Here is a 26,885-nt window from a genome sequence, read left to right as displayed (position 1 = left end):
GTTTTGAAATCCAAAGTGGCGCGGCGGATCACTCCGCCGCGCTGCGCTGAGCGTAGCCCAGCCGCTGATTGAGCTCTTCCAGCAGCTTCTCGGCTGCATCGGCGATCACCGTTCCCGGTGGGAAGATCGCGCTGGCGCCAGCTTCCATCAGCGCCTCGAAATCCTGCGGCGGGATCACGCCGCCGACCACGATCATGATGTCCGGCCGGCCCGCCTTGGCGAGTGCCGCCTTCAACTCCGGCACCAGCGTCAGATGCCCTGCCGCCAGCGACGAGACGCCGACGATATGGACGTCGTTCTCGACGCCCTGGCGCGCGGCCTCGTCCGGGGTGGCGAAGAGCGGGCCGATATCGACGTCGAAGCCGAGATCGGCGAAGGCCGAGGCGATCACCTTCTGGCCGCGATCGTGGCCGTCCTGGCCCATCTTGGCGACGAGGATGCGCGGGCGGCGTCCGTCCGCCTCCTCGAAGGCCTCGCACATCAACTGCACGCGCGTCACGGCAGGGTTCATCTCGCCGACCTCCCGCTTGTAGACGCCCGAGATCGACTTGATCTCGGCCCGGTGGCGCCCGAACACCTGCTCCATCGCCATCGAGATTTCGCCGACGGTCGCCTTCGCCCGCGCCGCCTTGACCGCGAGGTCGAGTAGATTGCCGTCGCTTTGCGCGCCATTGGTGAGGGCGGTGAGGGCCGCTTGAGTCTCGGTCTCGTTCCGTTCGGCCTTGAGCCGCCGGAGCTTATCGAGCTGCTGGGCGCGGACCGAGGCGTTGTCGACCTTGAGCACGTCGATCGCCGCCTCGTTCTCGGGCTTGAAGCAATTGACGCCGATGATCGCCTGCTGGCCGCCATCGATGCGCGCCTGCGTCTTAGCGGCGGCCTCCTCGATCCGGAGCTTCGGGATGCCGGCCTCTATCGCTTTGGCCATGCCGCCAAGCGCCTCGACCTCCTGGATATGGCCCCAGGCCTTGGCGGCGAGCTCTGCGGTCAATCGCTCGACATAATAGGAGCCGCCCCAGGGATCGATGATCCTTGTCGTGCCGCTTTCCTGCTGCAGCACGATCTGGGTGTTGCGGGCGATGCGGGCGGAGAAGTCGGTCGGCAACGCCAGCGCCTCGTCGAGCGCATTGGTGTGCAGCGACTGAGTATGGCCTTGAGTCGCCGCCATCGCCTCGATCATGGTGCGTGGCACGTTGTTGAACACGTCCTGCGCCGTCAGCGACCAGCCCGAGGTCTGGCAATGGGTGCGCAGCGGTAGCGATTTCTCGTTCTGCGCCCCGAAATCCTTGACCAGCTTGGCCCAGATCAGCCGCGCGGCCCTGAGCTTGGCCACCTCCATGAAGAAGTTCATGCCGATGGCCCAGAAGAAGGAGAGCCGCGGCGCGAAGACGTCGACACCGAGGCCCGCCTGCTGGCCGGCGCGCATGTATTCGACGCCGTCGGCGAGCGTGTAGCCGAGCTCGAGGTCCTGCGTCGCTCCGGCTTCCTGCATGTGGTAGCCGGAGATCGAGATCGAGTTGAACTTCGGCATGCTCGCCGAGGTGTAGGCGAAGATGTCGCCGATGATCCGCATCGAGGGCGAGGGCGGGTAGATATAGGTGTTGCGGACCATGAACTCCTTGAGGATGTCGTTCTGGATGGTCCCCGAGAGCTTGGCTGCCGGCACGCCCTGTTCTTCCGCCGCGACGATGTAGAGCGCCAGCACCGGCAGCACGGCGCCGTTCATCGTCATCGACACGCTCATCTGGTCGAGCGGGATGCCGGAGAACAGCGTGCGCATGTCGTAGATCGAGTCGATCGCGACGCCGGCCATGCCGACATCGCCGCCGACACGAGGATGGTCGCTGTCATAGCCGCGATGGGTGGCGAGATCGAAGGCGACCGAAAGCCCCTTCTGCCCGGCGGCGAGATTGCGCCGGTAGAAGGCGTTCGAATCCTCCGCCGTGGAGAAGCCGGCATATTGCCGGATCGTCCAGGGCTGGTTGACGTACATGGTCGGGTAGGGGCCGCGCAGATAGGGCGCGATGCCTGGAAGCGTGCCGACGAAGGGCAGGCCGTCACGGTCCGCAGCCGTGTAGAGCGACTTGACCGGGATGTCCTCCGGTGTTTGCCAGAGCTCGCCTGAGGCGAGGGTAGGCGCCTGCTTGCTCACGGTATCGGCGAAGGCGAGCTTCGTGAAATCCGGGATCGCGGTCATGGCTTGCTCCCGTCTGGCCTGTCCCACCAATGGTGGAAATGATGCACCGGTCCGTGGCCGCGGCCAACCTTGACCGCGTCCGACGCCGCGATCGCGGCCGAGATGTAGCGCTTGGCCAGCACCACCGCTTCGTTGAGCGCGATGCCGTGGGCGAGGCCGGAGGCGATCGCCGAGGACAGCGTGCAGCCGGTGCCGTGCGTGTTCTGCGTGGCGATGCGCGGCGCAACCAGGCGCTCGCGCCGTCCGTCCTTGCCGATCAGGATATCGACGCTGTCTTCGCCGGTGCCGTGACCGCCCTTGACCAGGACATTGGCGGGGCCGAGCGCGAGCAGCGCCTGCGCCTGTTCGGCGGCGGCCTCCTCGGTCTCAGCGGCGGCTGTCCCGAGCAGGGCGGCGGCCTCGGGCAGGTTAGGCGTGACGATCGTGCAGAGTGGCAGCAGGCGGCGCTTCAGTGCCTCGACCGCATCTTCCTGCAACAGGCGCCCGCCGGAAGCCGCGATCATCACCGGGTCCAGCACGATGTTCTTCGCGCCATGACGTTCGAGCCCGTCCGCGACCGTCTCGATGAGCTCGGCCGTGGCGAGCATGCCGATCTTGACCGCATCGACCTTGAGATCGTCGAAGACGGCGTCGATCTGCGCAGCGACGAAATCGGCCGGCACCGGATGGATCGCGGTGACGGCAGTCGTGTTCTGCGCGGTCAGCGCGACGATGACGCTGGCGCCGTAGACCTGGTGCGCGGCGAAGGTCTTGAGGTCGGCCTGGATGCCGGCGCCGCCGCTGGAGTCGGAGCCGGCAATGGTGAGCGCGATCGGCATGATCATCCCTTGTTCGTGCTGACCGGGGATATGGCGATCGCCAGTGCATCCTGCAGCACGGCGATGGCGTCGCAGCCGGCGAAGACGAAACTCGTCACGCCGGCCTCGCGCAGCGTCGCCTCCTGCTCGCCGGGGCGGCCAGCAAGCCAGACCGTGGCTCCTGTAGCGGTCAACGCCGCTGCAGCCGAGATCGCCTCCGCCGCATAAGCCTCATCGGATCCGCAGAGGCAGGTGAGCTTCGCTCCTGAGGCTCGGAAAGCAGCGACCAGCGCGTCGAGATCGGTCGCGCCGGCCTTGGCGAAGCCGTCATCGGAGGGTGCAGCGATGCCGCCGATCTCGAACAGGTTGCGCGCGAACCCGGCGCGCGCGGTAAAGCCGGCGATCGGTCCCAGCGTCGCGAGGAAGACCTTTGGCCGCGCGCCGGCTGCCTCGGCGATATCGGCGCTGGCGCGCAACGCCTCGAACGGCTCGGCCAAGCGGACGCTTGGCAGGGCCTCGACTGCGATCGCGACGCTGGCCGTCTCGCTGGTCGGCTGGGCCGCCGGAGGCAGTGCCAGCACCGACACTGAGGCTTCCGACAGATTCGGGAACTCGCTCGTGCCGGTGATCGGCTCGCGCCGGGTCGCGATTGCTTTCGCCCGGGCATCGCGCTCCCGCGAAAGACCCTTCTGGATATGGCCGTTGGCGAGAGCGGCGACGATGCCGGTGAGACCATCGGCGCTCTCCGCCTCGAGGTCCTGGAACTTGCGCCAGCCCTGCTCGCATAGCGCCTGCGTCAGTGCTTCGAAGCCACCAGCTCCGGCTGCCGGATCGGCGACGCGCCAGAGATTGGCCTCTTCGAGAAGGATCAGCTGGGTGTTGCGGGCGATGCGCCGGGCGAAGCCGTCGGACAGGCCGAGCGCTGCGGTGAACGGCTGCACGCCGATCGAATCCGCCCCGCCGACGCCCGCCGAAAAGGTGGCAATCGTACCGCGCAGCAGGTTGACCCAGGGGTCGCGCCGCGTCAGCGAACGCCAGGCGGTCTCGGCATGGATGAAAACGGGCTTGGGATCGAGGCCGCAGGCGCGCTGCACCCGGTCCCAGAGCAGGCGGGCGGCGCGGAGCTTCGCCACGGTGACGAATTCGTCTGCATCGGCGACGAGGGTGAAGGAGATGGCGCCGCGCGCCTCGGCGAGCGGGATGCCTTGCGCTTCCAGCAAGCGCAGATAGGTCACCGCCGTCGCGAGCACGGCACCGAGTTCCTGCGCCTCGCTGGCGCCGGCTTCGTGCCAGATCCGGCCATCGGCGGCGAGGAAGGGGCCGGTGAAGCCGCGGGACTTCAGGGTGCCGATCGTCTCGGCGATCCGTTTGCCGAGCTCGGGGAGCTGCACCGCGAGCGCTCCGGAGTTCGCGAGCACCCCGATCGGCTCCATGCCGAAATCGATCTGGAGGGAGGAGGGCGCATGGCCGCGCTTTTCGGCCAGATCGGCCAGCAGCAGTGCCTGCTTGCGGCCGCCGGGAGCCGGGTCGAGCCGCAGCCTGACAAGGTCGAGCATCACGCCGTCGAGGGCCGTGTCGAGTGCCTCGACCGTCGTCGCTTGCAGGCCGAAGCCACGTGCGGCGGGCGCGCCAGCGAAACTCAGGCTGAGCGAGTCGGCGCCCCCGTCGAGATCGGCAAGCGCAAGTTTCGCAGCTTCGGTCTCGTCAGGGTGATCGACGCGTGCCGCGACATGCCAGCGCCCGGCCTGCGCACGCAACGGGTGGGAGCTTGGCTCTGTTGCCGCTTCGTAGAGCGGCTCGATTCGGATGCCGTCCGAGGTCCGCCCGACCAGCTTCTTCTCGAAATCGGCGCCCTTGAGCACCTTGTCAACCGCGTCGCGCCACTGCGCTTCGCCCGGCGTGGGGAAGGCGTCCATGAAAGGCAGGTCGGCGAGGACGATCGAGGTCATCAGCAACGAACTCCTTGCGCGCCTTTCCGTTCGACTGGCTTCCGCCAGGCGAGGAAATGTGCGCCAGCTGGCGGCCCATTGTGCAGCCGCGAAGTCCTGATTGCCATGGCTGGCGGCGAACGCAAATGCCCCGTTGGTCGGAAAGCCGTGCCGAAATGCCTAACCCCGCGAAACGGAACTCCTATGCCTGCAAACGAAAACGCCGCCCGTTAAGGGCGGCGTCATGGGATTTTGCGGAGTCTTGTCCGACTCAGACGAACTGGCCGAGCCCCGGGATCGCGCCGACGATCGCGCCCATCGTGTCCTCGCCCGCCTTCTCGCGGCCGACCGCGAACATCTCCTTCGAGACCGACTGGATCTGGCCCATCGAGAGACCGGCGCCCATCAACTGGCCGCCGAGCGCCATCACGCCGCCGCCACCGCCCATCATGCCGCCGATCGCACCCATCAACCCGCCCTTGGCACCACCTTCGGCATTGGCGAGGTCCTGGGCACCAGGCAGCGCTCCCATGAGCTGACCGATCTCGGCCACCGGACCCTCCTTCTGCAGGAAGGCGAGGATGATGCCGATCGCCTTGCGCGCCAGCGACTCGTCGAGACCGGAAGCGGCCATGATGCGGGAGATCAGTTCATCCATCGTTGGTCCTCTGAGTTGAGCTTCTGGCGTTCCGAAGATAGTTTACACATAAACTATCTAGAGCGGAAGCGATCTTCATGCTTCCGCCCAAGTTCTCGTTTCGCTACACCCGTTCCACGACCTTATGGCAACGGAACAGGCGCGACCATGGCGGATGACGGCACGATCCTGATCGGCAAGAGCGAGAAGCCGGAGGTGCTGCTGCTCAAGCTCGCCAACCGCCACGGCCTGGTCACTGGCGCGACCGGTACCGGCAAGACGGTGACGCTGCAGGTGCTGGCCGAAGGCTTCGCCAAGCACGGCGTGCCGGTCTTCGCCGCCGACATCAAGGGTGATCTCTCAGGTATCGCTGCGCCAGGCAATTTCAAGCCGCCCTTCGTCAAGCGCGCCGAGGAGCTCGGGCTCACATACCAGCCCGACCAGTTCACTACCGTATTCTGGGACGTGTTCGGCGAGCAGGGTCACCCTGTCCGCGCCACGATCTCGGAGATGGGGCCGCTGCTGCTGGCGCGTCTGCTCGACCTCAACGACACTCAGGAGGGCGTGCTCAACATCGCCTTCCGCATCGCCGACGAGCAGAAGCTGTTGCTGCTCGATTTGAAAGACTTGCGCGCGATCCTCGCCTTCATCGCCGAGAATGCGCAGGAGCTGACGACCAAATACGGCAACGTCACCTCCGCCTCTGTCGGCACGATCCAGCGCGCTCTGCTCGTGCTGGAGAACCAGAAGGGCGACCTGTTCTTCGGCGAGCCGGCGCTTGACATCAACGACCTGATGAAGACCGACCGCGACGGCCGCGGCATCGTCAACATCATGGCCGCCGACAAGCTGATGGCCAACCCGCGGCTCTACGCCACCTTCCTGCTCTGGCTGCTCTCCGAGCTGTTCGAGCAGCTGCCGGAGGTCGGCGATCTCGATAAGCCCAAGCTCGTCTTCTTCTTCGACGAGGCGCATCTGCTCTTCAACGGCGCGCCCAAGGCGCTGCTGACCGCGGTCGAGCAGGTGGTGCGCCTGATCCGCTCCAAGGGCGTCGGCGTCTACTTCGTCACGCAAAACCCGCTCGATATTCCCGACACCGTGCTGGCCCAGCTCGGCAACCGCGTCCAGCATGCGCTACGCGCCTTCACCCCGCGCGACCAGAAGGCGGTCAGGGCCGCAGCCGAGACCTTCCGGCAGAACCCGAAGATCAACACCGAGCAGGCGATTACCCAGCTCGCCGTCGGCGAGGCCCTCGTCTCGACGCTCGAAGGTAAGGGCTCCCCGACCATAGTCGAGCGCTGCCTGATCGCCCCGCCGATGGCACAGGTCGGGCCGATCACGCCGCAGGAGCGGACGCAGTGCATCCGCGACTCCGGCTTCACTGGCAAATACGACACGATGGTCGATCGGGACTCGGCCTATGAGGGGCTGATGAAGCGCAAGGGGATGAATGCCGACGGCTCGCCGGTCGAGGCTTCGACTGAGGGCGGCGGCGGCATCCTCGATACGATCGGCGGCTGGCTCGGCGGCGGTAGTAGCGGCCAGCGCCCCAAGACCGGGCCGGGTTCGCGTGGCGGCCCGCTGCCGCAAAGCATGACCGAGAAGATCATCACCTCGGCGGCGCGCTCGGCCGCCACCTCGATCGGCCGGCAGGTCGGCACCGCGATCCTGCGCGGCGTGCTCGGCTCGCTCACGGGAGGGCGGCGGTAGCGGGATTGGGGCTGCATCTGGCAATTGTCATTCAGGTGCATTACATTCAGCTCCTTGAAAGGAGCTTCGTCATGGCTACGAATGCCTTGGTGCAGGCACGTATCGACGCCGACGTGAAGGACCGCGCGACGGCGGTCTTGGAGGACATGGGGCTCACCGTCTCCGACGCCGTGCGCATTCTGCTGACCCGCACGGCGAACGAGGGGGCGCTGCCGCTCGAACTCCTCAGCAACAGCGATGCGCACGATGCCTGGTTCCGCGCCAAGGTGCTGCAGGCCCTGGCGGATGAGCGTCCCGATATCGAGGACATCGAGGCCGAGGCCCGTTTTGCCGAGCGGCGCGCCGCGGCCTATCGCAAGGCCGGCGGCAAGGCGTGATGAGGCTGGTCTGGGCGCCGTTCGCCCTTGCCGATCGCGACGAGATCTTCAGCTACGTCGAAGCCGATAATCCGAAAGCTGCCGCCGAGATCGACGAGCGGATTGAGTCTGCGGCGCGTCGGCTGCTCCGTTTTCCCGAGAGCGGCAGACCCGGCAGGATCACCGGCACCCGCGAACTGGTCGTGCCGCGCACGCCCTTTATCGCGGTCTATGTCGTAACGGCCGACAAGGTCCGCATTATTCGCGTCCTGCATGGTGCTCGGATGTGGCCGGAGGACATGGGTGAGGTGTAAGCGGCCTCTGATACAGGCCGTCATGCGCGCGGACGGCTGGTATCGTCCGCGCGACTAGGCATGATGGCGCCACCGGAATCAGCCTCCAGTGAGCGCCCATGTCCCAGCTTCCTGCCATCCTGTCCCGCCTCGACGCCGATCTCGACACGTCGCTGGCTCGCCTCTCGTCCTGGCTCGAAATCCCGTCGATCGGGACCGATCCGGCCTTCGATACCGACACGCGCCGGGCTGCCGAATGGCTGCGTTCCGATCTGGAAGGGCTCGGCTTCAAAGCTGAATTGCGCGAGACCGGCGGCCATCCGGTCGTGCTCGCACATCGCCCGAAGCCCGGCGCGCCGCATGCGCTGTTCTACGGCCATTACGACGTCCAGCCGGTCGATCCGCTCGATCTGTGGGCGAACGATCCGTTCAAGCCGGTCGTCAAGGAAATCGAGCCGGGGCGGAAGGCGATCCTTGCGCGCGGCGCCTGCGACGACAAGGGCCAGGTCATGACCTTCGTTGAGGCAATGCGCGCCACGCTCGCCGAGACCGGCGACCTGCCGATCGGCCTCACCATCCTGGTCGAGGGCGAGGAGGAATCCGGTTCGGTCAACCTGCCGGGCTTCATCAAGGCCAATGCGGCCGAGCTGAAGGCCGATTTTGCGATGGTCTGCGATACCGGCATGTGGGACCGCGTCACGCCGCTGATCACCTCGACCCTGCGCGGCATGGTCTATCAGGAAGTCAGGCTGACCGCGGCCGATCGCGACCTGCATTCCGGCCTGTTCGGCGGCGCCGCTGCGAACCCGATCCATGTGCTGACCAAGATCATCGCCGAGATCCATGACGAGGCCGGCCGGATCACCATCCCCGCCTTCTATGACGGCGTGCACGAGCCGACCAATGCGCAGAAGGCGGAATGGGCCGACCTCAACCTGACCGAGAAGGAATTCCTCGGCCAGGTCGGGCTGAAGCACTCCGTCGGCGAGCGCGGCCGCATGCTGATCGAACAGATCCAGTCGCGCCCGACCTGCGACGTCAACGGCATCTGGGGCGGTTATACCGGAGAGGGCTCGAAGACGGTGATTGCGGCCAAGGCCTCGGCGAAGGTCTCCTTCCGCCTCGTCGGCGATCAGGATCCGGCGAAGATTGCCGCCGCCTTCCACCAGTTCGTGCGCGAGCGCCTGCCGGAGGACGTGACGGCCGAGTTCATCGGCCATGCCGGCTCGCCGGCGCTCGCCGTGCCGGTCGATTCTCCCGTCCTGCAGAAGGCGCGCAAGGCCTTGGCCGAGGAATGGGGTGGCCGCGTCGTCAGCATCGGCAGCGGCGGCTCGATCCCTGTCGGTGGCGACTTCAAGCGGACGCTCGGGCTCGACACCCTCTTCGTCGGCTTCGGCCTCGACGACGACCGCGTCCACTCGCCGAACGAGAAATACGACCTGTCCTCCTTCCACAAGGGCCAGCGCTCCTGGGCCCGCATCTTGCGAGCACTCGCCTCATGAAATCCGTCTGTGTCTTCTGCGGCTCGAGCCCGGGCCATGATCCCGTCCACGCGCAGGGCGCCCGCGCCATGGGCGCCGCCATCGCCAAGCGTGGCCTGACGCTGGTCTATGGCGGCGGCGCCGTCGGCCTGATGGGCATCGTCGCCAATGCCGCGCTCGAAGCCGGCGGCGAGGTCCATGGTGTCATTCCCCGCGCCCTGCGGGAGAAGGAGGTCGGCCACAACGCCCTGACCCGGCTCGAAGTCGTCGAGACCATGCACATCCGCAAGGCGCGGATGGCCGAGCTCTCCGACGGCTTCATCGCCATGTCCGGCGGCATCGGCACCTTCGAGGAGATCTTCGAGATCTGGACCTGGGGCCAGCTCGGCATCCACGGCAAGCCGCTCGGCTTCCTCAACATCGATGGCTTCTACGACCCGCTTGCCGCCTTCCTCGACAACACGACAAAGGCCGGCTTCATGTGGCAGGCCCATCGCGACATGGCGATGATGGAGACCGATCCGGCGGCGCTGCTTGGCCAGATGGAAGCCTACGAGCCGCAGACCCAGATCAAGTGGGTGGAGAAGTCGGAGACTTGAGGTCTCTCTATGGGATAGGAATTTTATCCTTGACATCGTGACGCTGATCGGGTAGAGATCAGGAACGCTCACGAAATGTGCCTGAGACGAACGAAGCCGCCGCGCTGCCCAGCCGGCGGCTTTTGCGTTTCCCGGCGCGAGACGACCATCCGCAAGTCCATTGGACTGCAATTTGGATTCATGTCCGCGCAGCGCCGGTGCAGCCGACAAATGAGCGCCCTGACAATTTGAATGGAGAGACTCATGACCGTTGTCACGCACGGCCGTACCGACACGCTGCTCGACTCCCTGGTCGGTATCGTCGACGGCAACACCACTGTGTGGGGTACGCCGTACTATATCAACGTTGGCGCCTTCCAGGCTGGCGACATCATCCAGGTCTTCGCCGATGTCGAGGCGGAGAACACCGCTTCCTACAATGTCGAGTTCGTCACGCAGGTCCTGCTGTCCTCGACCTGGGTGCCGAACAATGTCGACGCCGTGGCGGGCAGCCATATCCTGCTGCCGATCAACGGCTACAACGTCGACCCGATCGACCACTACTACTCCGAGACGCGCTCGGCCTCCTATCGTCTGCCCGCTGCTTTTCCCGGTGGCGTGATCCAGTTCCGATTGCGCACTCGCTCCTCGGCTGCGACCGGCGGCCAGAACGCGCTGTTCAAGCCGGGGCAGGGATTCCTTTCCTACACTGTCCTGCGCTGAACCTCTGGCCGCGGCACCATAAAAGGTGCTCGACAATGACCGGCCGCCGCGTGCGGCCGGTTCCTTGGCAGGGAAAGCAAACGGCATGTCTGAAGTAGATGACGCCGCCCCGGCTCTGCCGGCGGCGAAGCGCAAGCGCGCGCCGCGTGGCGGCCGCAAGGCGGTGATCGCCAAGCTCTGGAAGGCGACTCAGACCCAGCTCGAAGCGCATGAGGCACATTTGGCCGAGCTGCCGGCCGGCACGGCTGCGAGCGAGGTCGACGCCAAGACGCTCGCGACGCTCGCCCGCACGGTACGCGAGCTCGTCGCGCTGGATTCTGCTGCTGTGGGGGAAGGAGGGCGGTCCGAGGATGATCCCAGCCCTGCTGAAGGATTGCGCCGGATTGAAGAGCTTCGAAGCGAGCTTGGACGCCGTCTTGCGGCGCTTGCCGCCGAAGAAGCGGGTGCGGTTTCTGCGTCGCCTCATGGAGACGGCCTCGCCTGAAGAGCAGCAGGTCATCCTTACGACTTGGGCTGCATGGGCGCGACCGGATCAGTTTCCCGCCTTGCAGGACGACTGGTTCAGCTGGCTCGTCTTGGGTGGACGAGGCGCTGGCAAGACGCGAACCGGCGCTGAATGGGTGCGAGGTGCGGCGCTCGGCCGATGGCCATGCGCGTTGGAACCCGTAGGCCGCATCGCCCTTGTCGGCGAGACGCAGGCCCAAGTTCGCGACGTCATGATCGAGGGCGTCTCCGGTTTGCTTGCGATCCATCATCGCTGGGAGAAGCCGGTCTGGTCGCCGTCACGGCGCCGGCTCGAATGGGGCAATGGCGCGATCGCGCAGGTGTTCACCGCCGAGGATCCGGAAGGCTTGCGCGGGCCGCAATTCGGCGCCGCCTGGTCCGACGAGCTGGCGAAATGGCCGAACCTTCAGGAGACCTGGGATATGCTGCAGCTTGGCCTCAGGCTCGGCGAGCGGCCGCGTCAGGTGGTGACGACGACGCCGCGCCCGCTGCCGCTGATCAAGCGGCTGCTCGATGATCCACGCGTCGCCGTCAGCCGGGCGGCGACCAGCGCCAACCGCTTCAACCTGGCGCCGAGCTTTCTCGATAGCGTGCAGCAGGCCTATGGCGGCACGCGGCTCGGCCGGCAGGAACTCGAAGGCGAGATCGTCGAGGAGAGTGCCGATGCGCTCTGGAGCCGGGGATTGATCGAAGAATGCCGCGAGCGGGAAGCGCCGCCGCTGGCGCGGATCGTCGTCGCGGTCGATCCGCCGGCCTCCTCGTCGAAGCGGGCAGATTCCTGCGGGCTCGTCGCAGCCGGCATCGATCGAGACGGCATAGGGTATGTGCTGGCGGATGCGACGCTCGCTGGTGCGAAGCCGCATGAATGGGCAGCGGCTGCCGTCGCGCTCTATCGCCGGCTGGAGGCCGATGCGCTGGTCGTCGAGGTCAACCAGGGCGGCGAGATGGCGACAAGCGTCATCCGCGAGGTCGATCCCGGCGTGCCGGTCACGGCCGTCCGGGCCTCGCGCGGAAAATTTCTGCGGGCTGAGCCGGTGGCGGCGCTCTATGCGCAGGGCCGGGTGCGCCATGCCGGCGCGTTTCCGGCGCTGGAGGACGAGATGTGCGACTTCGGCCCGACCGGTCTGAGCTCGGGCCGCTCGCCCGACCGGCTCGACGCGCTGGTCTGGGCGCTGACCCATCTGATGCTCGGCCCGAAGGGAAGGCCGCGGGTGAGGGGGCTTTAGGGACAGCAGTCATTCCCGGACCGCGAGGCGGAGCCGGGAATCTCAGGACCATCTTGCATGAGATGCTCGGCTCAAGACCGAGCATGACGTGCGCTTCATAGCGAGACATCCATGCTCAATTTCCTTCGCAGCCTGCGCGGCTTCGCCGCGCCGGAACAGAAGCGCTCGCGCGTCGGGCCGCTGATCGCGTTGCACGAGGCCGGTCGCCCGGTCTGGACGCCGCGTGATTACGGCGCGCTGTCGCGCGACGGCTATCAGCGCAATCCGGTGGTGCACCGCTGTGTCAGGCTGATCGCCGAAGCAGCAGCGCAGACACCGCTCATCGCCAAGGTCGGCGAGCGCGAGATGCCGGAGCACCCGGCGCTGGCGCTGATCGAGCAGCCCAATCCGCGCCAGGGCGGCATCGCCTTCCGCGAGATGCTCTACGGGCATCTCCTCGTCGCTGGAAACGCCTATGTCGAGGCGGCGAGCATTGGCCGCGAGCCGCGCGAGCTCTATGCGCTTCGGCCCGACCGGATGCGCGTGGTGCCCGGGCGCGACGGCTGGCCTGAAGGCTATGACTATACGGTCGGGGCGCAGACCATCCGCTTCCGCCAGGACGAGGGCGCGCTGCCGCCGATCCTGCATCTGACGCTATTCCATCCGGTCGACGATCATTACGGCCTCTCGCCGATCGAGGCCGCTGCCTGCTCGCTCGATGTGCACAACGCTGCCGGCGCCTGGCACAAGGCGCTGCTCGACAACGCGGCGCGGCCATCCGGTGCTCTGGTCTATGACGGACCGGAAGGCGGCACGCTGACCGAAGCCCAGTTCGAGCGGCTGAAGCAGGAGCTGGAGGACGGTTTCCAGGGCGCACGCAATGCCGGGCGCCCGCTGCTGCTCGAAGGCGGGCTCGACTGGAAGCCGCTGTCATTGTCGCCGGCCGAGCTCGACTTCGTCGCGGCCAAGGGGGTCGCTGCGCGCGAGATCGCGCTCGCCTTCGGGGTGCCGCCGCTGCTGCTCGGCCTGCCCGGCGACAACACGCACGCCAATTTCGCCGAGGCCAACCGCGCCTTCTGGCGCCAGACGCTGATCCCGCTGGTCAGGCGCACGGCCCAGTCGCTGGCGCAATGGCTCGGCCCGGCCTTCGGCGATGCGCTCTCGCTCGAGCCCGACCTCGATGCGATCGAGGCGCTTGCGGACGAGCGGGAATCGCTCTGGCGGCGGGTCTCCGCCGCCGCATTCCTCAACGAAGACGAGAAACGTGAGGCGGTCGGTTATGGCCGCCGGGAGGTGTCGTCATGAGCCCCTTCGATGAAGCTGCGGCCGGCATCGTCGCCCGCGGCGATCTCGGCCATCTCGCGCTGTTGCTCTGGGCCTTCTGCGCCTCGGGGCTCGCGCTCTTTTCCCTGCGCGAGCTGATCGCCGCCAACCGGCGCTTTGACGAGTTCGTGCGCGAATTCGCCCGCTTCAACGCCCGCTACGAGGGAGGGGATTCATGAGCAAGACCGGTGGCAAGCCGCCGCCCAGGCCGGCTCCGGCCGCTGTCAGGTCGAGCGCTGCCGCGCCACGCTCCGGCCGACGGCCACGCGAGGTGTTCGGCCGCTTCTTCGAGACACTCGGGCAGCTCGACCCCAATGGTCGCGGCGGACGGGGAGGGGCGCGATGAGAGCCGCCATGCCTCGTTATCCGGCGTTGGCGCGCGAGGCCAAGTTCCTGGCGCAGCCCCTGGCCAGGATCGAGCCGGACGGCGCCTTCGAGGGCTATGCCAGCCTGTTCCGCATTGCCGACCTCGGCAAGGACGTGGTCGAGCCCGGGGCTTTCCGCGAAAGCCTCGCCCGCCGTGGCGCCGCCGGCATCAGGATGCTGTGGCAGCACGATCCGACCGAGCCGATCGGTCGCTGGCTCGAGCTACGCGAGGATTCGCGCGGGCTTTATGTCCGCGGGCGGCTTTCTCTCGCCGTGGCGCGGGCCCGCGAGCTGCATGCGCTGATGCGCGACGGCGCCGTCGACGGGCTCTCGATCGGGTTTCGCTCGCAACGCGCCCGCAACGAGCCACGCACCGGCCTGCGCCGATTGGAGAAGGTCGATCTCTGGGAGATCTCGCTCGTCACCTTCCCGATGCTTCCGCAGGCCCGCGTCAGCGCCGTCAAGGCGTTGCGGTCACCTTGCCGCGCCTCCTTTGCCTGAAACCATACCGAAGCTGCAGAACCACAGGAGAATCCATGACTGCGCTGAACCAGGCTCCCGAGACCAAGGCGACCGGCGAGGTCGCTGCCATCTTTGATGATCTGCGCTACACGCTGGAGGCCTATCGAGCCACCAATGACGAGCGGCTGGCCGAGCTCGAGACCCGCATGGGCGGCGACGTCCTGACGGGCGATAAGCTCGCCCGCCTCGATGATGCGCTCGACGAGACCCGTCGCCGGCTCGACCGGCTGAGCCTCGACAGTCGCCGGCCGGTACTGGGCGCGAGCGAGGAGCGCGACCCGACTGTTGCCGAGCATAAGGCGGCCTTCGCGTCTTATGTCCGCCATGGCGAGGCGACGGGTCTGAAGCGGCTCGAAGCCAAGGCTCTCTCGGCCGGCTCCGGCCCGGATGGCGGCTATCTCGCCCCCTCGACAGTTGAGGGCGAGATCCTGCGCCGCCTCACGACCGTGTCGCCAATCCGCTCGATCGCGACGGTCCGCACCATCTCCTCGGGCACCTACAAGAAAGCGTTCTCGACCACCGGCCCGGCTTCTGGCTGGGTCGCCGAGACGGCGGCCCGTCCGCAGAGCGGCACGCCGACCCTGGCCGAGCTCTCCTTCCCGGCGATGGAGCTCTACGCCATGCCGGCGGCGACGCAGACCCTGCTCGACGACGCCATCGTCGATATCGACCAGTGGATCGCCGAGGAGGTCGAGAGCGCCTTCGCCGAGCAGGAGGGCGCGGCCTTCGTCAGCGGCGACGGCGTCGACAAGCCCAAGGGCTTCCTCGCCTATCCGACCGCGGCCGATGCGAGCTGGAGCTGGGGCAATATCGGCACGCTGAAGACCGGCGTCGCCGGCGCCTTCGCCGCCTCGAACCCGTCCGACATCCTGGTCGATCTCGTCTATGCGCTGAAGGCCGGCTACCGCCAGAACGCCAGCTTCGTGATGAACCGCAAGACGCAGGCTGCAGTGCGCAAGTTCAAGGACTCGACCGGCCAGTATCTCTGGCAGCCGCCGGCTGCGGCCGGCGCGCAGGCGACGCTGCTCGGCTTCCCGGTCGTCGAGGCCGAGGACATGCCGAACGTCGCGACCGACTCGGTCTCGATCGCCTTCGGTGACTTCCGCCGCGGCTATCTCGTCGTCGACCGGGCGGGCGTGCGCATCCTGCGCGATCCCTACTCGGCCAAGCCGCACGTGCTGTTCTACACGACCAAGCGCGTCGGCGGCGGCGTCCAGGACTTCGCCGCGATCAAGGGGCTGAAGTTCTCGGCTTGATCGCTCGCTTCGGCTGCGTCAGCGACCAAACCACCAGCTGTAGCTCGCGTTCGGGCGCGCATCCTCGCGCGCCTGGCGCGGCTCGTCGCCATAGTTGAGCAGACGCTCGCTCGCTTCGGCGATCCAGGCGCGGTGGTCGCTGACCGGGGTGATCGCGGTGAAACCGCCGCAGATCAGCTTAACACGCGAGCTCAAGGGTCCGCTCGACCAGGAGACGATGCCGACGAGATCACGTGAACCGGACGGGCCACGCAACACGGGCCCGCCTGAATCGCCGCGACAGGCGCCGGCGCCGAGAACCTCCCCACGGTTCTCGGTGTCGACCGCGACCTTGACCGTGTTGGCGGTGGTGTAGTTGCCGGCATTGACCAGCGTGACCTCGCGAAGGGTGCGCGCGGTCTTCTTGTTGTTTTCGGAGGCGAGGCCGAAGCCCGCCATGGTCACGGTCTCGCCCTGCCACAACCCGCTACCGAGCGTCAGAGGCTGGATATCGGCAGGTAGCGGCGTGGCGAGGCGCAGCAGCGCCAGATCGGCGCCAGGCTGCGTACGTGGCGTCGTGCCGGGCACGAATGTCGGGTGCGGCAGGACCGCTGCGACCATATGCGTCCGGTTGCGGAAGCGCTTGTCGAGGCTGATCACGCGCACCGAACCGCCGGTCATCAGGCAATGGGCCGCCGTCAGTACCAGTTCGGAGGAGATTGCGGCGCCGGAGCAGAGCTCGCCGCGGCTGGTCTCGACCCGCAAGGTCGAGGCGCGTGCGCCATCGACCGTGCGCGAGGTCACGCCGCCGATCACAGCCTGTGCCGGCGCGGTCATCTGCAGACCGCTGCAAAAAGCTATCGCGACGATCGCGGCGCGCTTCGAATAGGTCACGGTCGAGGTCATCGCTGCCATGGCTTCAGTCTATGGTTTGCTGCGGCGCAGTCCAGTGCTGTTCGCGCCGGGCAGCCGTCACGGTGCGGTGGTCCAGTCGGCGCTCTCGCCCCAACCCGACAATGTGCGGTCGATCCAGCCGCGTTGGGGCGCGACCAGCACGCCTTGGCTGAGCAGGCCGCATTGCCTGCCGGATGGGCCGGTCGACCAGTTGGAAACGGCGACGACGCTGCCCGAGCCCGTGACGATCGGTCCGCCGGAATCGCCCTGGCATGCGCCGGCGCCCGGCCGCTTGCCGCCGGTCGCCGGATCGGCAGCCCAGATCAGGATACGGCCGGGACCGTAAGGCTCGACGGCGGTCAGTGCGGCTGAACGGTAAGTACCGGTCGTCTTCGCCTCGCCTTCGCGCGCGACACCGTAGCCTGCGAGCGTAACCGCTGACCCGGCTCTCGGCAGAGCGCCGTCGACCAGGGTCGCGGTCGCGAAACGCGCCGGCAGCGGCGCCGCCAGTCTGATCAGCGCGAGATCAATCGAGCGCCGCCGGTTCGCGACGGACTTGGCGTTGAATTCCGGATGCAGAGCGATCGCGTTCGGTTCGACCAACACCGGCTGGCCGCCGTCCTGCCAGTGAATGCGCAGGTCGACGCGGGCATCGGCGCAATGAGCGGCGGTGAGGATGGCGTGGCGCGACAGCACGATGCCGGTGCAGACGCCGCCGCGCGCGTTGAGGACCATCAGGGTCGAGCCGGCGATGGGGCCGCCCTCGCGCCCGCCGACCACAGCCGAGGCGGACCAGGGCGCAGCGAGAGCCGCTGCCAGGGCCGCAAGTCCAATCGCCGTTCTGCCGTGCATCGAGCTGTCTCCGCTGTCGGGCCGGGCTCGATAGCGCATCGCCGGCGCCATTCAAACCCGGAAGAGGAGAGACCATGACGCCGCTCGCCCTGACGCCGCCGGCCATCGAGCCGGTCTCGCTGTCGGAAGCCAAGGATTTCCTGCGGATTCTCGCCGATGACGAGGACGAATTGCTCGGGACCTTGCTTACCGCGGCCCGCCTGATGATCGAGGCCGCTTCCGGTCGCCTGCTGATCGAGCAGAGCTGGCGAGTCGTGCTCGACGCTTGGCCGCAAGGCGGCGAAATTCGCCTGCCGCTTTCGCCGGTGCGCAGCCTCACGGCTGCACGCGTCCATCCTCCCGCCGGCGCCGCTGAACTGGTTGCGCCGTCGTCGCTGACACTGGTCGAGGGCCCCGACCCGCCGCTGATCGGCGTTTCAGGTCCGGTCCCGGCGCCCGGCCGTGCCCGCTCCGCGATCGAGATCGACCTCGTCGCCGGCTTCGGCGCGACGCGCGACACGGTGCCAGCCCCGCTGCGGCAGGCCGTGCTTCGGCTCGCCTGCCGCTGGTTCGAGCATCGCGGCGACGTGGTCAGCCGCGATGCGATGCGGCTGCCGGCCGAGATCGCCGCGCTCGTCGCCCCGTTTCGCCGTGTGAGGCTGTAATGCTTCGCGAAACATCGAAAAGCCGCCGTCCTGTCGGCGCGCTGCGGCGACGCTTGCTGCTGGAGGCGCTCGTTGAAACGCCGGATAGCGCCGGCGGCCAGCTTCGCAATTTCGAGATCGTTGCTGCGGTCTGGGCCCAGGTCGAATGGCTCTCGGGCGACGAACGCTGGCGCGGCGAGCGGCCCGAGCAGGCGGCGAGCCACCGGATCACCATGCGCTGGCGTGGCGGCGTCGATGCAGGCCAGCGCCTGCGCGACGGCGATCAGATCTTCGACATTCGCGCGGTTGGCGATCCCGATGGCGGCCGCCGGCGCCTCATCTGCCTGGTCGAGGAGGTGAGCCGATGAGCGATGCCATCCTGCCGCTCCGGCGTGCCATCCACGCGCACCTGTTTGCCGATGCCGGCCTGACAGCGCTGATCGGAACGGGCCGCATCCATGACGAGCCGCCGCGCGCCCTGAACGGGCTTTATGTGGTCCATGGCGAGGTCACGGCCGAGGATTGGTCGACCGGCAACGACCGCGGTTGCGAACAGAGGATCTCGCTCGTCGTCTGGGCGGGTGAGAGCGCCTCCTCGCGCAAGGCGCTCGAGGCGGCTGCCCGGGTCGTTGCGAGCCTGGAAAGCGCCGCGCTCGCGCCGGAAGGCCACCGACTGGTCAATCTCGCCTGGCTCTCCTCGAAACTCGCTCGCGATCCAAAGACCCATCTGCCAACCGTGACGTTGACCTTCAGGGTCGTCACCGAGGCGCTCTGACCCACACGAAAGGACCGCCCATGCCTGCCCAGAAAGGCAAGGACCTGCTGCTGAAGGCCACCGATGCCGGCGGCAGCTTCGTCACCGTGGCCGGCCTGCGCGCCCGCCAGATCGCCTTCAACGCCGAGGCAGTCGACATCACCCATGCCGAGTCGGCCGGGCGCTGGCGCGAGCTGTTGGCTGGGGCTGGCATGCGCCGCGCCAGCATCAGCGGTGCCGGCATCTTCAAGGACGAGGCGTCCGACGCATTGGTCCGCCAGATCTTCTTCGATGGCGCGATCCGCGACTGGCAGGTGATCGTGCCTGATTTCTGCACGATCACCGGGCCCTTCCAGCTCTCGACGCTCGAATATCGCGGCGACCATACCGCCGAGGTCACCTTCGAGCTCTCGCTGGAATCAGCCGGCCAGCTCGCCTTCACGCTCGCTTGAGGGAAGCCACATGGTCAATCGCTACAGGGGCGAGGTCGCCCTGATGGTCGAGGGGCGGGCGTTGCCGATGCGGCTCACTCTCGGCGCGCTCGCCGAGCTCGAGGATGCTTTCTCGGTCGAAAACCTGCCGGCGCTGGGCGAACGCTTCGCCGCCGGGCGGCTTTCGGCCCGCGACATCACACGCATCCTGGCGGCGGGGCTGCGCGGGGCCGGCAGCGCGCTGGCCGCGGACGAGGTTGCCGCGCTGCCTTTCGACGGCGGGCTCAACGGCGCCATCGCAGCCGCGATCGCCTTGCTCGACGCGACTTTCGCTCCGGTCGGGGAGGTGGCGGAAGCCCGCCCTCCAATGCCGCCGGCAGCCTAGGCGCGCCGGCGGCGATCCCCTTTCCCTGGCGCGAGGTGATGGCCTTCGGGCTCGGGCGATTGTGCTGGCCGCCGGATGTTTTCTGGGCCGCGAGCCCGCGCGAAATCTTCGCCGCGATCGAGGCCCACTGGCCGCCTCAAGCGGTCGAAGCGCCCTCGCGTTCGACGTTGGGCACGCTGATGCAGGCCCATCCGGATCTCGTTTCTTGTGACCATGACGATTGGAAAGGCCGCATCGATGGCTGACGAAAACTCTTCCCCTTCCTTCGATTTCGGCGGTCTTCGCACGCTGAACACGCTGACCCAGAGCCTGACCAAGGCATCTCAAGCCTTCGGCAAGTCGATCACCACGGCCTTCGCCAACGGTATCGTCGAGGGCAAGCGTTTCGAGGACGTGCTGCGCGGCATCGGCACCTCGCTGAGCCAGAGCCTGCTGAAATCGGCGCTGAAGCCGCTGCAAAGCATGATCTCGAGCTGGCTCGGCTCCGGCATCAACAGCCTGGCCGGCCTCTTCACCGGCGGCAAGAGCGGCGGCGGTGGTCTGCCAATCTCGCCCTTCGCCGATGGTGGGATCGTTGCAGCGCCTTCGTATTTCGCCATGGGGCGCGGTCTCGGGCTGATGGGCGAGCGCGGAGCCGAAGCGATCATGCCCCTGTCGCGTGGTCCCGACGGCAAGCTCGGCGTGCGGGCCGCTGGCGGTGGCGAGCGGCGCCCGTTCAGCGTCACCGTCCAGGTCTCGACGCCCGACGCCGACAGTTTCCGCCGCTCCGAGGCTCAGGTCTCGGCCGCGGTTGCCCGCGCCGTGGCGCGCGGTAGCCGGGCGCTCTGACGAGAGGCCGCAGCACCATGAGATCGAAGGGAGTGCCGGCATGAGCGGCTTCCATGAGGTACGCTTCCCGACCGGGATCGCACGCGGTGCCCGTGGCGGGCCGGAACGGCTGACGCAAGTGGTGACGTTGGCCTCGGGCCGGGAGGTGCGCAACAGCCGCTGGGCGCATTCGCGCCGGCGCTACGACGCCGGTTTCGGGATCCGCACCCTTGATGGGCTCGCGGAGGTCGTCACCTTTTTCGAGGAGCGGCGCGGCCGGCTCTACGGCTTCCGCTGGCGCGATCAGCTCGACTGGAAGAGCTGTGCCTCATCGGCGGCGCCTGCAGCGAGTGACCAGCAGATCGGTGTCGGCGATGGCGCCACGCGGGTCTTCCAGCTCTGCAAACTCTACGGCGGCCTGCACGCTCCTTACGTCCGCCGCATCACCAAGCCGGTGGCAGGGACAGTGCTGATCGCGGTCGATGGTGTCGTGCGGGCTCAGCCGCCAGCCGTCTCCTGCGATCATGCCACCGGCGTGGTCACCTTCGCCGTCGGCCAGGCCCCGCCGGCTGGAGCCGTCATCAGCGCAGGGTTCGCCTTCGACGTTCCCGTCCGCTTCGACACCGACGCGATCGAGGTCGACCTGTCGGCCTTCGAGGCCGGTGACATCCCCAAGATCCCGATCGTCGAGGTCGCCGACTGAGGCTCGCCATGCGGATATTATCGCCAGAACTTGCCGCGCATGTCACCGGTGAGGCGACCACGCTTTGCCGCTGCTGGAGCCTGACACGCCGCGACGGCGCGGTGCTCGGCTTTACCGACCATGACCGCGATCTTGCGTTCGACGGTATTCTGTTCCGCGCGAATGCGGGCCTCGAAGCCGCCGAGACCAGCGCCGAGCTCGGCTTCGCGACCGGCGGCGGCGAGGTGCTCGGAGCCTTGGCGGCGAACGGGCTCAACGAGCCGGATTTGTCGCGCGGCCTCTACGATGATGCCCGTGTCGCGCTCTGGCTGGTCAACTGGGCCGATTCCAGCCAGCGCACCTTGCTGGAGACGGGCTTCGTCGGCGAGGTGAAGCGCAGCGACACCAATTTCACGGCCGAGGTCCGCGGCCTCGGCAAGGCCTTCGACGAGGAACGCGGCCGGCTTTACATGGCGAGCTGTTCCGCCGATCTCGGTGACGCCCGTTGTGGTGTCTCGCCGAGTTCGGCCGCTGCGACAGTCACGGCAACCGACGGTCGGTTCTCGATCACCGCGCCTGCGCTCTCAGGTTATGGCGACGGTTACCTCAGCGGCGGCCGGCTGGTCTTTACCGCTGGGGGCAACACCGGCTTCGCCACCGAGATCCGCAGCCATCGCGAGGACGGCGGCGCGGTCGTCTTGCAACTCTGGCAGGTTGCGCCGCAGCCGATCGTGGTCGGCGACGTCTTCACGGCCCAGGCCGGCTGCGACAAGCTTTTCACCACCTGCCGCAACAAGTTTGGCAACGGCGTCAACTTCCGCGGCTTTCCGCATTTGCCCGGCAAAGACTTCATCATTGGCAGCGCCGGAGCGGGCGATCCCGGCGCGGGTCCGTTCGACGGTGGGAGCCTGTTCCGATGACGGGCGCCGATACGACGCGCGAACGCATCGTCGCGGCGGCACGCGGCTGGCTTGGCACGCCCTATCACCATCAGGCGTCGCTGCTCGGTGTCGGCTGCGACTGCCTTGGTCTGGTACGCGGGATTTGGCGCGACCTTTATCGCGACGAACCCGAGCCGACGCCGCCCTATTCGCCCTACTGGGCCCAGCAAGGTGTGGGCGAGACACTGGCGCTGGCGGCGGAGCGTCACTTGCGGCCTCTTGATCTCGAAGCTGCGCAGCCAGGTGACGTCCTGCTCTTCCGCTGGCGTCAGCATCTGCCGGCAGCGCATTGCGCCATCCTGACCGAGCGGGACCGAATCCTCCACGCCCATGACGGCGCAGCGGTCAGTGAGGTCGCCTTCACCGGCTGGTGGCGCCGCCATCTCAGTCACGTCTTCGCCTTTCCGGAGCTCGACCCCTGATGGCCACACTCGTCCTGCAAGTTGCCGGTTCGGTGCTCAGAGCGGCCGTTGGTGGACCGATCAGTGCCATGATTGGCCGCTCGCTCGGCGCCATCGCCGGTGCGAGCCTCGACCAGGGCCTGTTCGGCGGCGGCGGTGGCACACGCATCGTCGAGGGGCCGCGTCTGAAGGAAATCGACGGCCTCGCCTCGACCGAGGGCACGCCGATCCCACGGGTCTACGGACGGGCCAGGCTCGGCGGCCAACTGATATGGGCGACGCGTTTCGAGGAGGAGGTGACGACCACGGTCACCCGTAGCAAGAGCGGCGGCAAGGGCGGCCAGAAGGCGCAGAAGACCTATGAGGCCACCTACAGCTACTACGCCAATCTCGCGATCGCGATCTGCGAGGGGCCGATCGCCTTCGTGCGCCGGATTTGGGCCGACGGGCGCGAAGTCGACTTCACCACAATGTCGCTGCGTATTCATCGCGGCTTCGAGAACCAGGAGCCCGACCCGCTGATCGCCGCCAAGGAGGTGGGCGCCACGCCGGCCTATCGTGGTACGGCCTATGTCGTGTTCGAGCGGTTTCCGCTTGCCAATTATGGCAATCGGGTGCCGCAATTCTCCTTCGAGGTGGTGCGCGAGGTGCCCGGCCTCGGCGAGATGATCCGCGCCGTGACGCTGGTTCCCGGCGCGAGCGAGTTCATCTACCAGCCGACGCTGGTCAATCAGGAGCCGGAGGCTGGTATCACCATTGCCGAGAACCGGCATCAACTGCACAGCGCCACCGATATCGACGGCGCGCTCATGCACTTGCTGGCTCTCTGCCCGAACCTACGGCGCATTTCCCTGGTGGTCAGCTGGTTCGGCGACGATCTGCGGGCGGATGCCTGCACCATCGCGCCGCGTGTCGAGATCATCGACAAGAACACGCCCGGCGCACCGTGGTCGGTAGCGGGCCTTGATCGGCTGACGGCCCGCGTCGTCAGCCAGTCGAACGGCAGGCCCGCCTATGGTGGCACGCCTTCGGACGAGAGCGTGATCGCGTTGATCCGGCGGCTGCGCCATGTGTTCGGGCTCGAAGTGGTGCTTTATCCGTTCGTGATGATGGACGTGCCGGCAGGCAACGTGCTGCCCGATCCACATACCGGCAACGCCTATCAGCCGCCTTATCCCTGGCGCGGTCGCATCACCTGCTCGCCGGCTCCGGCCCAGCCCGGGTCGCCCGACGGAACGTCGGCAGCGACGAGCCAGATCGCGAACTTCCTCGGTTCTGCGACGGCGGCCGATTTCTCGCTCGACGGTAACACGGTCGTCTGTGCTGTGGCCGGCGAATGGAGCTTCCGGCGTGCAGTGCTGCATGCTGCGATGCTCGCCAAGGCGGCCGGCGGCGTCGAAGGGTTCATCATCGGTTCCGAGCTGGTCGGCTTGACGCGAGTGCGCGGAGCTCCGGGCTATTATCCGATGGTCGACGGGCTGGTCTCTCTCGCGGCCGAGGTTCGCGCCATCCTGCCACCATCGACCAAGCTGACTTACGCCGCCGACTGGACCGAATACGGTGCCCATGCTCGCGATGGTGGGCAGGAGGTTCGCTTTCCGCTCGATCCGCTCTGGTCGAGCCCGCATGTCGACGCGATCGGGATCGATTATTATGCGCCGCTGTCGGACTGGCGCGATACGCCTGGTCATGCCGACCTTGCCGTTGCGCGCGGCCCCGCCGATGTCGACCACCTGCGCAATCGTCTGACCTCCGGCGAGGGCTACGACTGGTATTACGCCGACCTCTCTGGTCGCTATGCCCAGATGCGTCTGCCGATCGCGGATGGTGCCTTAGGCAAACCCTGGGTCTTCCGACAGAAGGACCTGCCGAATTGGTGGCTGAATCCACATGTCGAACGTTTCGCCGGTGCGGAGATCGGCGCCACTGGCTGGCTGCCTGGCGCAAAGCCAATCTGGCTGACCGAGATCGGCCTGCCTGCCGTCGACAAGGGCGGCAACTCGCCCAACGTCTTTCCCGATCCGAAATCGATCGATGGCGGCTATCCGCATTTCTCGACAAAAGCGCGCGACGACCTCGTCCAGGCGCGTGGGCTGGAGGCGATCCTTTCGGGTTTCGATCCCGCGCTCCCGGGATTCGAGCCGCAGCGCAACCCGATCGCACCTTCGCTCGGCCTGCGCATGGTCGATCCGGCCAATGTCTTCGTCTGGACTTGGGACGCAAGGCCGTTCCCTGCCTTTCCCGACTTGGCTTCGGTCTGGGCGGACGGGGCGAACTACGACACCGGCCACTGGATCAATGGCCGCCTCGAAGGTGTGACGCTCGACCGGCTGGTCCGCGCGATCCTGGCTGATTATGGTCTGCCGGTGCCGGACGAACTCGCCATCGACGGCTTCGTCGACGGCTATGTCCTCGACCGTCCAATCTCCGCGCGGCAGGCTCTCGAGCCACTCGCTCAGGCCTTTGGCTTCGATGCCAGCATGTCCTCCGGCAAGCTCGCCTTCCGCGGCCGCGCCGCGACCATCGCCCGCGCCTTGTCGGCGGATGACCTCGTGCTCGATCGCGATGGCCAGCCCTTTGAGCTGCGCCGGGCGCAGGAGAGCGAGCTGCCGCGCGAATTGCGTCTGGCCCATATCGACGGCAACGACGACTATCGTCAGGCGACGGCCCGCTCGCGGCGTCTTGCCGGCGCGGCGCGCCGGGAGAACGCTGTCGAACTTCCGGTGATTACGCGCCGTGCCGAAGGGCAGCGTCTCGCCGACCAGCGGTTGCAGGAGATCTGGGCGGGCCGCGAGACGCTCGAACTGGAGCTTTCGCCGCGCTGCGTCGATCTCGAGGCGGGCGATGTGGTCTCACTCGATGTTACCGGCCAAGCGCGCCTGTTCCGGTTGACGCGGATCAGTGATGGCCCGACCCGGCGCGCCAGTGCGCGCGCGGTCGAGCCTGCCATCTATCGCGGTGCGGCGGCAGGCGCGGTGGAGGGCGTGCGGCCTCCGAAGGTCAGGCCGCGGATCGCAGGGCGGCCGGACGCCCTGATCCTCGACCTCCCGATCGTGCGGGAAACGCCGCCTCCGCTACAATCGCTGGCGGCCTTCGCCGACCCTTGGCCCGGAGGGCTGGCGATCTGGCGCGCCGCCGAGGGCATGCCGTTCGCGCTAGCCGGCGTCGTCGAGGCACCGTCAATCATGGGTGAGACCTTGACCGAGCTCGTGCCCGGGCCGCTCTGGCGGACCGATCGGCTGGCCTCGGTCGATGTTCGTTTGCGCGGTGGCAGCCTTGCCTCGGTCGCGCCGGAAGCTGCGCTCGCCGGAGGCAATGCGCTCGCCTTCATCGATGCCGCGGGGGAGGTCGAGATCGTCACAGCGGCGCGGGTCGAACTAATCGGGGCGCGGACATTCCGGCTGTCGCAGATGGTGCGTGGGCTCGGTGGTTCGGAGTCAGCTGCGTCACGAATGTTGGCGCCCGGTGCACGCGTGGTCGTGCTGGATGGCGCGGCGGTCCCGTTGACGACGAGCCTCGACGATATCGGCCGGCATGTCCGCTACCGGATCGGCCCGCCCAATGCCGATGTCGCCGCCGCTTCGATGCGCGAGCTCTCCGCGACTGTCGGAACCGCTCCGTTGCGGCCGTTGGCGCCCGTGCGTGTCAGCGCTCGGCGCTTGTCAACGGGCATCGCCTTGAACTGGATCCGGCGCAGTCGCTTCGGTGGCGACTCCTGGGAGACGGCCGAAGTGCCGCTCGGGGAGGACACCGAGCGCTATCGGGTGACAATTCGAGCGGGTGGCGCGCCCGTCAGGATCGTCGAGGTCGATGTGCCGGCCATGCTTTATGAAGAGGTGCAGGAATTCGCTGACTTCGGTAGCCCTCAGGCCGCACTCGACGTCGAGCTGGCGCAGCTCAGCGTCGTCGCGGGATCGGGCGCTCCCTGGCGTGGACTCGTCGCGGTCCGCTGAGCGAGAGGCTGTTGGTGGCCTTGGATAGGGCTTGGGTGAGGTCAAACCGTCCGAATGCCAGGAGCGTTGCGCAGCCGATACCGCTGGTATCGGCAAGCGATGCGACGCCGCAGGCGGCCGGTTTCACCTCACCGCGTAGCGGCGTGGCGCTTTTGCCCCGATCGCGGCGTCGCTCGTCACGGCCAAGCCGAAAGGCTTGGCCGCACCAAGCTCCTGGCACTCGGACAAAATCGCCGACGCCCAAGTCCTATCCAAGGTCATCAACAGCCTCTAGCCTCACGCTGATGTTCATGGCGCATTCACGCATACC

At 67.5% G+C, this 26,885-nt stretch carries 30 protein-coding genes; 24 read left to right on the top strand and 6 right to left on the bottom strand.

From position 1 onward, the window contains the following. Positions 1 to 28: 28 nt before the first annotated feature. The 4 genes from scpA to ACSQ24_RS17635 all read right to left on the bottom strand — a co-directional run bounded on the left by scpA (position 29) and on the right by ACSQ24_RS17635 (position 5,577). Entirely contained in the window at positions 29 to 2,194 is a 2,166-nt protein-coding gene (scpA, locus tag ACSQ24_RS17650) for a methylmalonyl-CoA mutase (RefSeq protein WP_436095933.1), read from the bottom strand. Continuing rightward, on the bottom strand, positions 2,191 to 3,018 hold the full coding sequence (gene thiD / locus ACSQ24_RS17645) for a bifunctional hydroxymethylpyrimidine kinase/phosphomethylpyrimidine kinase (RefSeq protein WP_436095932.1): 828 nt from the start codon (positions 3,016 to 3,018) through the stop codon (positions 2,191 to 2,193). The genes scpA and thiD overlap by 4 nt, the downstream gene beginning before the upstream one ends. Further along, on the bottom strand, positions 3,015 to 4,940 hold the full coding sequence (locus tag ACSQ24_RS17640; protein ID WP_436095931.1) for a methylmalonyl-CoA mutase family protein: 1,926 nt from the start codon (positions 4,938 to 4,940) through the stop codon (positions 3,015 to 3,017). The genes thiD and ACSQ24_RS17640 overlap by 4 nt, the downstream gene beginning before the upstream one ends. A gap of 250 nt (positions 4,941 to 5,190) precedes the next feature. Beyond that, positions 5,191 to 5,577, bottom strand: coding sequence for a DUF2267 domain-containing protein (locus ACSQ24_RS17635; RefSeq protein ID WP_436095930.1), 387 nt, complete (start codon positions 5,575 to 5,577; stop codon positions 5,191 to 5,193). 147 nt (positions 5,578 to 5,724) lie between these two features. On the opposite strand from ACSQ24_RS17635, the gene ACSQ24_RS17630 reads away from it, so the two are divergent. From ACSQ24_RS17630 to ACSQ24_RS17570, 13 genes are all read left to right on the top strand, one after another. After that, complete coding sequence (locus tag ACSQ24_RS17630; protein WP_436095929.1) at positions 5,725 to 7,266, top strand: helicase HerA-like domain-containing protein; 1,542 nt, start codon at positions 5,725 to 5,727, stop codon at positions 7,264 to 7,266. Between the two features lie 71 nt (positions 7,267 to 7,337). Beyond that, on the top strand, positions 7,338 to 7,643 hold the full coding sequence (locus ACSQ24_RS17625; protein ID WP_436095928.1) for a type II toxin-antitoxin system RelB/DinJ family antitoxin: 306 nt from the start codon (positions 7,338 to 7,340) through the stop codon (positions 7,641 to 7,643). Then, complete coding sequence (locus ACSQ24_RS17620) at positions 7,643 to 7,936, top strand: type II toxin-antitoxin system RelE/ParE family toxin (RefSeq protein ID WP_436097917.1); 294 nt, start codon at positions 7,643 to 7,645, stop codon at positions 7,934 to 7,936. The genes ACSQ24_RS17625 and ACSQ24_RS17620 overlap by 1 nt, the downstream gene beginning before the upstream one ends. 98 nt (positions 7,937 to 8,034) lie before the next feature. Then, entirely contained in the window at positions 8,035 to 9,417 is a 1,383-nt protein-coding gene (locus ACSQ24_RS17615; RefSeq protein WP_436095927.1) for a M20/M25/M40 family metallo-hydrolase, read from the top strand. Continuing rightward, positions 9,414 to 9,995, top strand: a complete 582-nt coding sequence (locus ACSQ24_RS17610; RefSeq protein WP_436095926.1) for a TIGR00730 family Rossman fold protein — start codon at positions 9,414 to 9,416, stop codon at positions 9,993 to 9,995. Before ACSQ24_RS17615 ends, ACSQ24_RS17610 begins: the two co-directional genes overlap by 4 nt. A 243-nt stretch (positions 9,996 to 10,238) precedes the next feature. After that, the gene (locus ACSQ24_RS17605; RefSeq protein WP_436095925.1) at positions 10,239 to 10,697 is read left to right on the top strand and encodes a hypothetical protein; all 459 of its coding nucleotides are present in this window, start codon (positions 10,239 to 10,241) and stop codon (positions 10,695 to 10,697) included. Between the two features lie 25 nt (positions 10,698 to 10,722). Then, positions 10,723 to 11,181 carry a hypothetical protein gene (locus ACSQ24_RS17600; RefSeq protein ID WP_436095924.1) on the top strand — a complete coding sequence of 153 codons (459 nt, stop codon included), beginning with the start codon at positions 10,723 to 10,725 and terminating at the stop codon, positions 11,179 to 11,181. Next, positions 11,162 to 12,427, top strand: coding sequence for a DNA-packaging protein (locus tag ACSQ24_RS17595; protein ID WP_436097916.1), 1,266 nt, complete (start codon positions 11,162 to 11,164; stop codon positions 12,425 to 12,427). The genes ACSQ24_RS17600 and ACSQ24_RS17595 overlap by 20 nt, the downstream gene beginning before the upstream one ends. 111 nt (positions 12,428 to 12,538) lie before the next feature. Beyond that, positions 12,539 to 13,711 carry a phage portal protein gene (locus tag ACSQ24_RS17590; protein ID WP_436095923.1) on the top strand — a complete coding sequence of 391 codons (1,173 nt, stop codon included), beginning with the start codon at positions 12,539 to 12,541 and terminating at the stop codon, positions 13,709 to 13,711. Then, positions 13,708 to 13,908, top strand: coding sequence for a hypothetical protein (locus ACSQ24_RS17585; RefSeq protein ID WP_092156177.1), 201 nt, complete (start codon positions 13,708 to 13,710; stop codon positions 13,906 to 13,908). Before ACSQ24_RS17590 ends, ACSQ24_RS17585 begins: the two co-directional genes overlap by 4 nt. Continuing rightward, entirely contained in the window at positions 13,905 to 14,075 is a 171-nt protein-coding gene (locus ACSQ24_RS17580) for a hypothetical protein (protein ID WP_436095922.1), read from the top strand. Before ACSQ24_RS17585 ends, ACSQ24_RS17580 begins: the two co-directional genes overlap by 4 nt. An 8-nt stretch (positions 14,076 to 14,083) precedes the next feature. Further along, entirely contained in the window at positions 14,084 to 14,596 is a 513-nt protein-coding gene (locus ACSQ24_RS17575; RefSeq protein WP_436095921.1) for an HK97 family phage prohead protease, read from the top strand. A gap of 35 nt (positions 14,597 to 14,631) precedes the next feature. After that, on the top strand, positions 14,632 to 15,873 hold the full coding sequence (locus tag ACSQ24_RS17570; protein WP_436095920.1) for a phage major capsid protein: 1,242 nt from the start codon (positions 14,632 to 14,634) through the stop codon (positions 15,871 to 15,873). Between the two features lie 18 nt (positions 15,874 to 15,891). On the opposite strand, the gene ACSQ24_RS17565 is transcribed toward ACSQ24_RS17570, so the two are convergent. Beyond that, positions 15,892 to 16,767 carry a S1 family peptidase gene (locus ACSQ24_RS17565; protein ID WP_436095919.1) on the bottom strand — a complete coding sequence of 292 codons (876 nt, stop codon included), beginning with the start codon at positions 16,765 to 16,767 and terminating at the stop codon, positions 15,892 to 15,894. A 57-nt stretch (positions 16,768 to 16,824) separates the two neighbouring features. Then, entirely contained in the window at positions 16,825 to 17,598 is a 774-nt protein-coding gene (locus tag ACSQ24_RS17560; RefSeq protein WP_436095918.1) for a S1 family peptidase, read from the bottom strand. 74 nt (positions 17,599 to 17,672) lie between these two features. Here ACSQ24_RS17560 and ACSQ24_RS17555 point away from each other — a divergent pair, with 74 nt between their 5' ends. The 11 genes from ACSQ24_RS17555 to ACSQ24_RS17505 are packed head-to-tail and all read left to right on the top strand — an operon-like array spanning position 17,673 to position 26,575. Continuing rightward, complete coding sequence (locus ACSQ24_RS17555) at positions 17,673 to 18,242, top strand: head-tail connector protein (protein WP_436095917.1); 570 nt, start codon at positions 17,673 to 17,675, stop codon at positions 18,240 to 18,242. Continuing rightward, positions 18,242 to 18,589, top strand: coding sequence for a phage head closure protein (locus tag ACSQ24_RS17550; protein WP_436095916.1), 348 nt, complete (start codon positions 18,242 to 18,244; stop codon positions 18,587 to 18,589). The genes ACSQ24_RS17555 and ACSQ24_RS17550 overlap by 1 nt, the downstream gene beginning before the upstream one ends. Next, the gene (locus ACSQ24_RS17545; protein WP_436095915.1) at positions 18,586 to 18,996 is read left to right on the top strand and encodes a DUF3168 domain-containing protein; all 411 of its coding nucleotides are present in this window, start codon (positions 18,586 to 18,588) and stop codon (positions 18,994 to 18,996) included. Before ACSQ24_RS17550 ends, ACSQ24_RS17545 begins: the two co-directional genes overlap by 4 nt. Before the next feature lie 20 nt (positions 18,997 to 19,016). Further along, the gene (locus tag ACSQ24_RS17540; RefSeq protein ID WP_436095914.1) at positions 19,017 to 19,427 is read left to right on the top strand and encodes a phage major tail protein, TP901-1 family; all 411 of its coding nucleotides are present in this window, start codon (positions 19,017 to 19,019) and stop codon (positions 19,425 to 19,427) included. 10 nt (positions 19,428 to 19,437) lie between these two features. After that, complete coding sequence (locus ACSQ24_RS17535) at positions 19,438 to 19,791, top strand: gene transfer agent family protein (RefSeq protein WP_436095913.1); 354 nt, start codon at positions 19,438 to 19,440, stop codon at positions 19,789 to 19,791. A gap of 14 nt (positions 19,792 to 19,805) precedes the next feature. Continuing rightward, positions 19,806 to 20,036: a phage tail assembly chaperone gene (locus tag ACSQ24_RS17530; protein ID WP_436097915.1), complete on the top strand. Its 231-nt coding sequence runs from the start codon at positions 19,806 to 19,808 to the stop codon at positions 20,034 to 20,036. After that, positions 20,029 to 20,619, top strand: a complete 591-nt coding sequence (locus ACSQ24_RS17525; protein ID WP_436095912.1) for a phage tail tape measure protein — start codon at positions 20,029 to 20,031, stop codon at positions 20,617 to 20,619. The genes ACSQ24_RS17530 and ACSQ24_RS17525 overlap by 8 nt, the downstream gene beginning before the upstream one ends. 40 nt (positions 20,620 to 20,659) lie before the next feature. Beyond that, positions 20,660 to 21,301 carry a phage distal tail protein, Rcc01695 family gene (locus ACSQ24_RS17520; RefSeq protein ID WP_436095911.1) on the top strand — a complete coding sequence of 214 codons (642 nt, stop codon included), beginning with the start codon at positions 20,660 to 20,662 and terminating at the stop codon, positions 21,299 to 21,301. 8 nt (positions 21,302 to 21,309) lie between these two features. Then, positions 21,310 to 22,200, top strand: coding sequence for a DUF2163 domain-containing protein (locus ACSQ24_RS17515; protein WP_436095910.1), 891 nt, complete (start codon positions 21,310 to 21,312; stop codon positions 22,198 to 22,200). Then, positions 22,197 to 22,643 carry an NlpC/P60 family protein gene (locus ACSQ24_RS17510; RefSeq protein WP_436095909.1) on the top strand — a complete coding sequence of 149 codons (447 nt, stop codon included), beginning with the start codon at positions 22,197 to 22,199 and terminating at the stop codon, positions 22,641 to 22,643. Before ACSQ24_RS17515 ends, ACSQ24_RS17510 begins: the two co-directional genes overlap by 4 nt. Further along, complete coding sequence (locus ACSQ24_RS17505; RefSeq protein ID WP_436095908.1) at positions 22,643 to 26,575, top strand: baseplate multidomain protein megatron; 3,933 nt, start codon at positions 22,643 to 22,645, stop codon at positions 26,573 to 26,575. The genes ACSQ24_RS17510 and ACSQ24_RS17505 overlap by 1 nt, the downstream gene beginning before the upstream one ends. Positions 26,576 to 26,885: the final 310 nt, after the last annotated feature.

It is taken from the genome of Allobosea sp. LjRoot237 (genome assembly GCF_964253285.1).
Lineage (GTDB): Bacteria > Pseudomonadota > Alphaproteobacteria > Rhizobiales > Beijerinckiaceae > Allobosea.
This window is presented reverse-complemented; position numbering and strand designations above follow the sequence as displayed.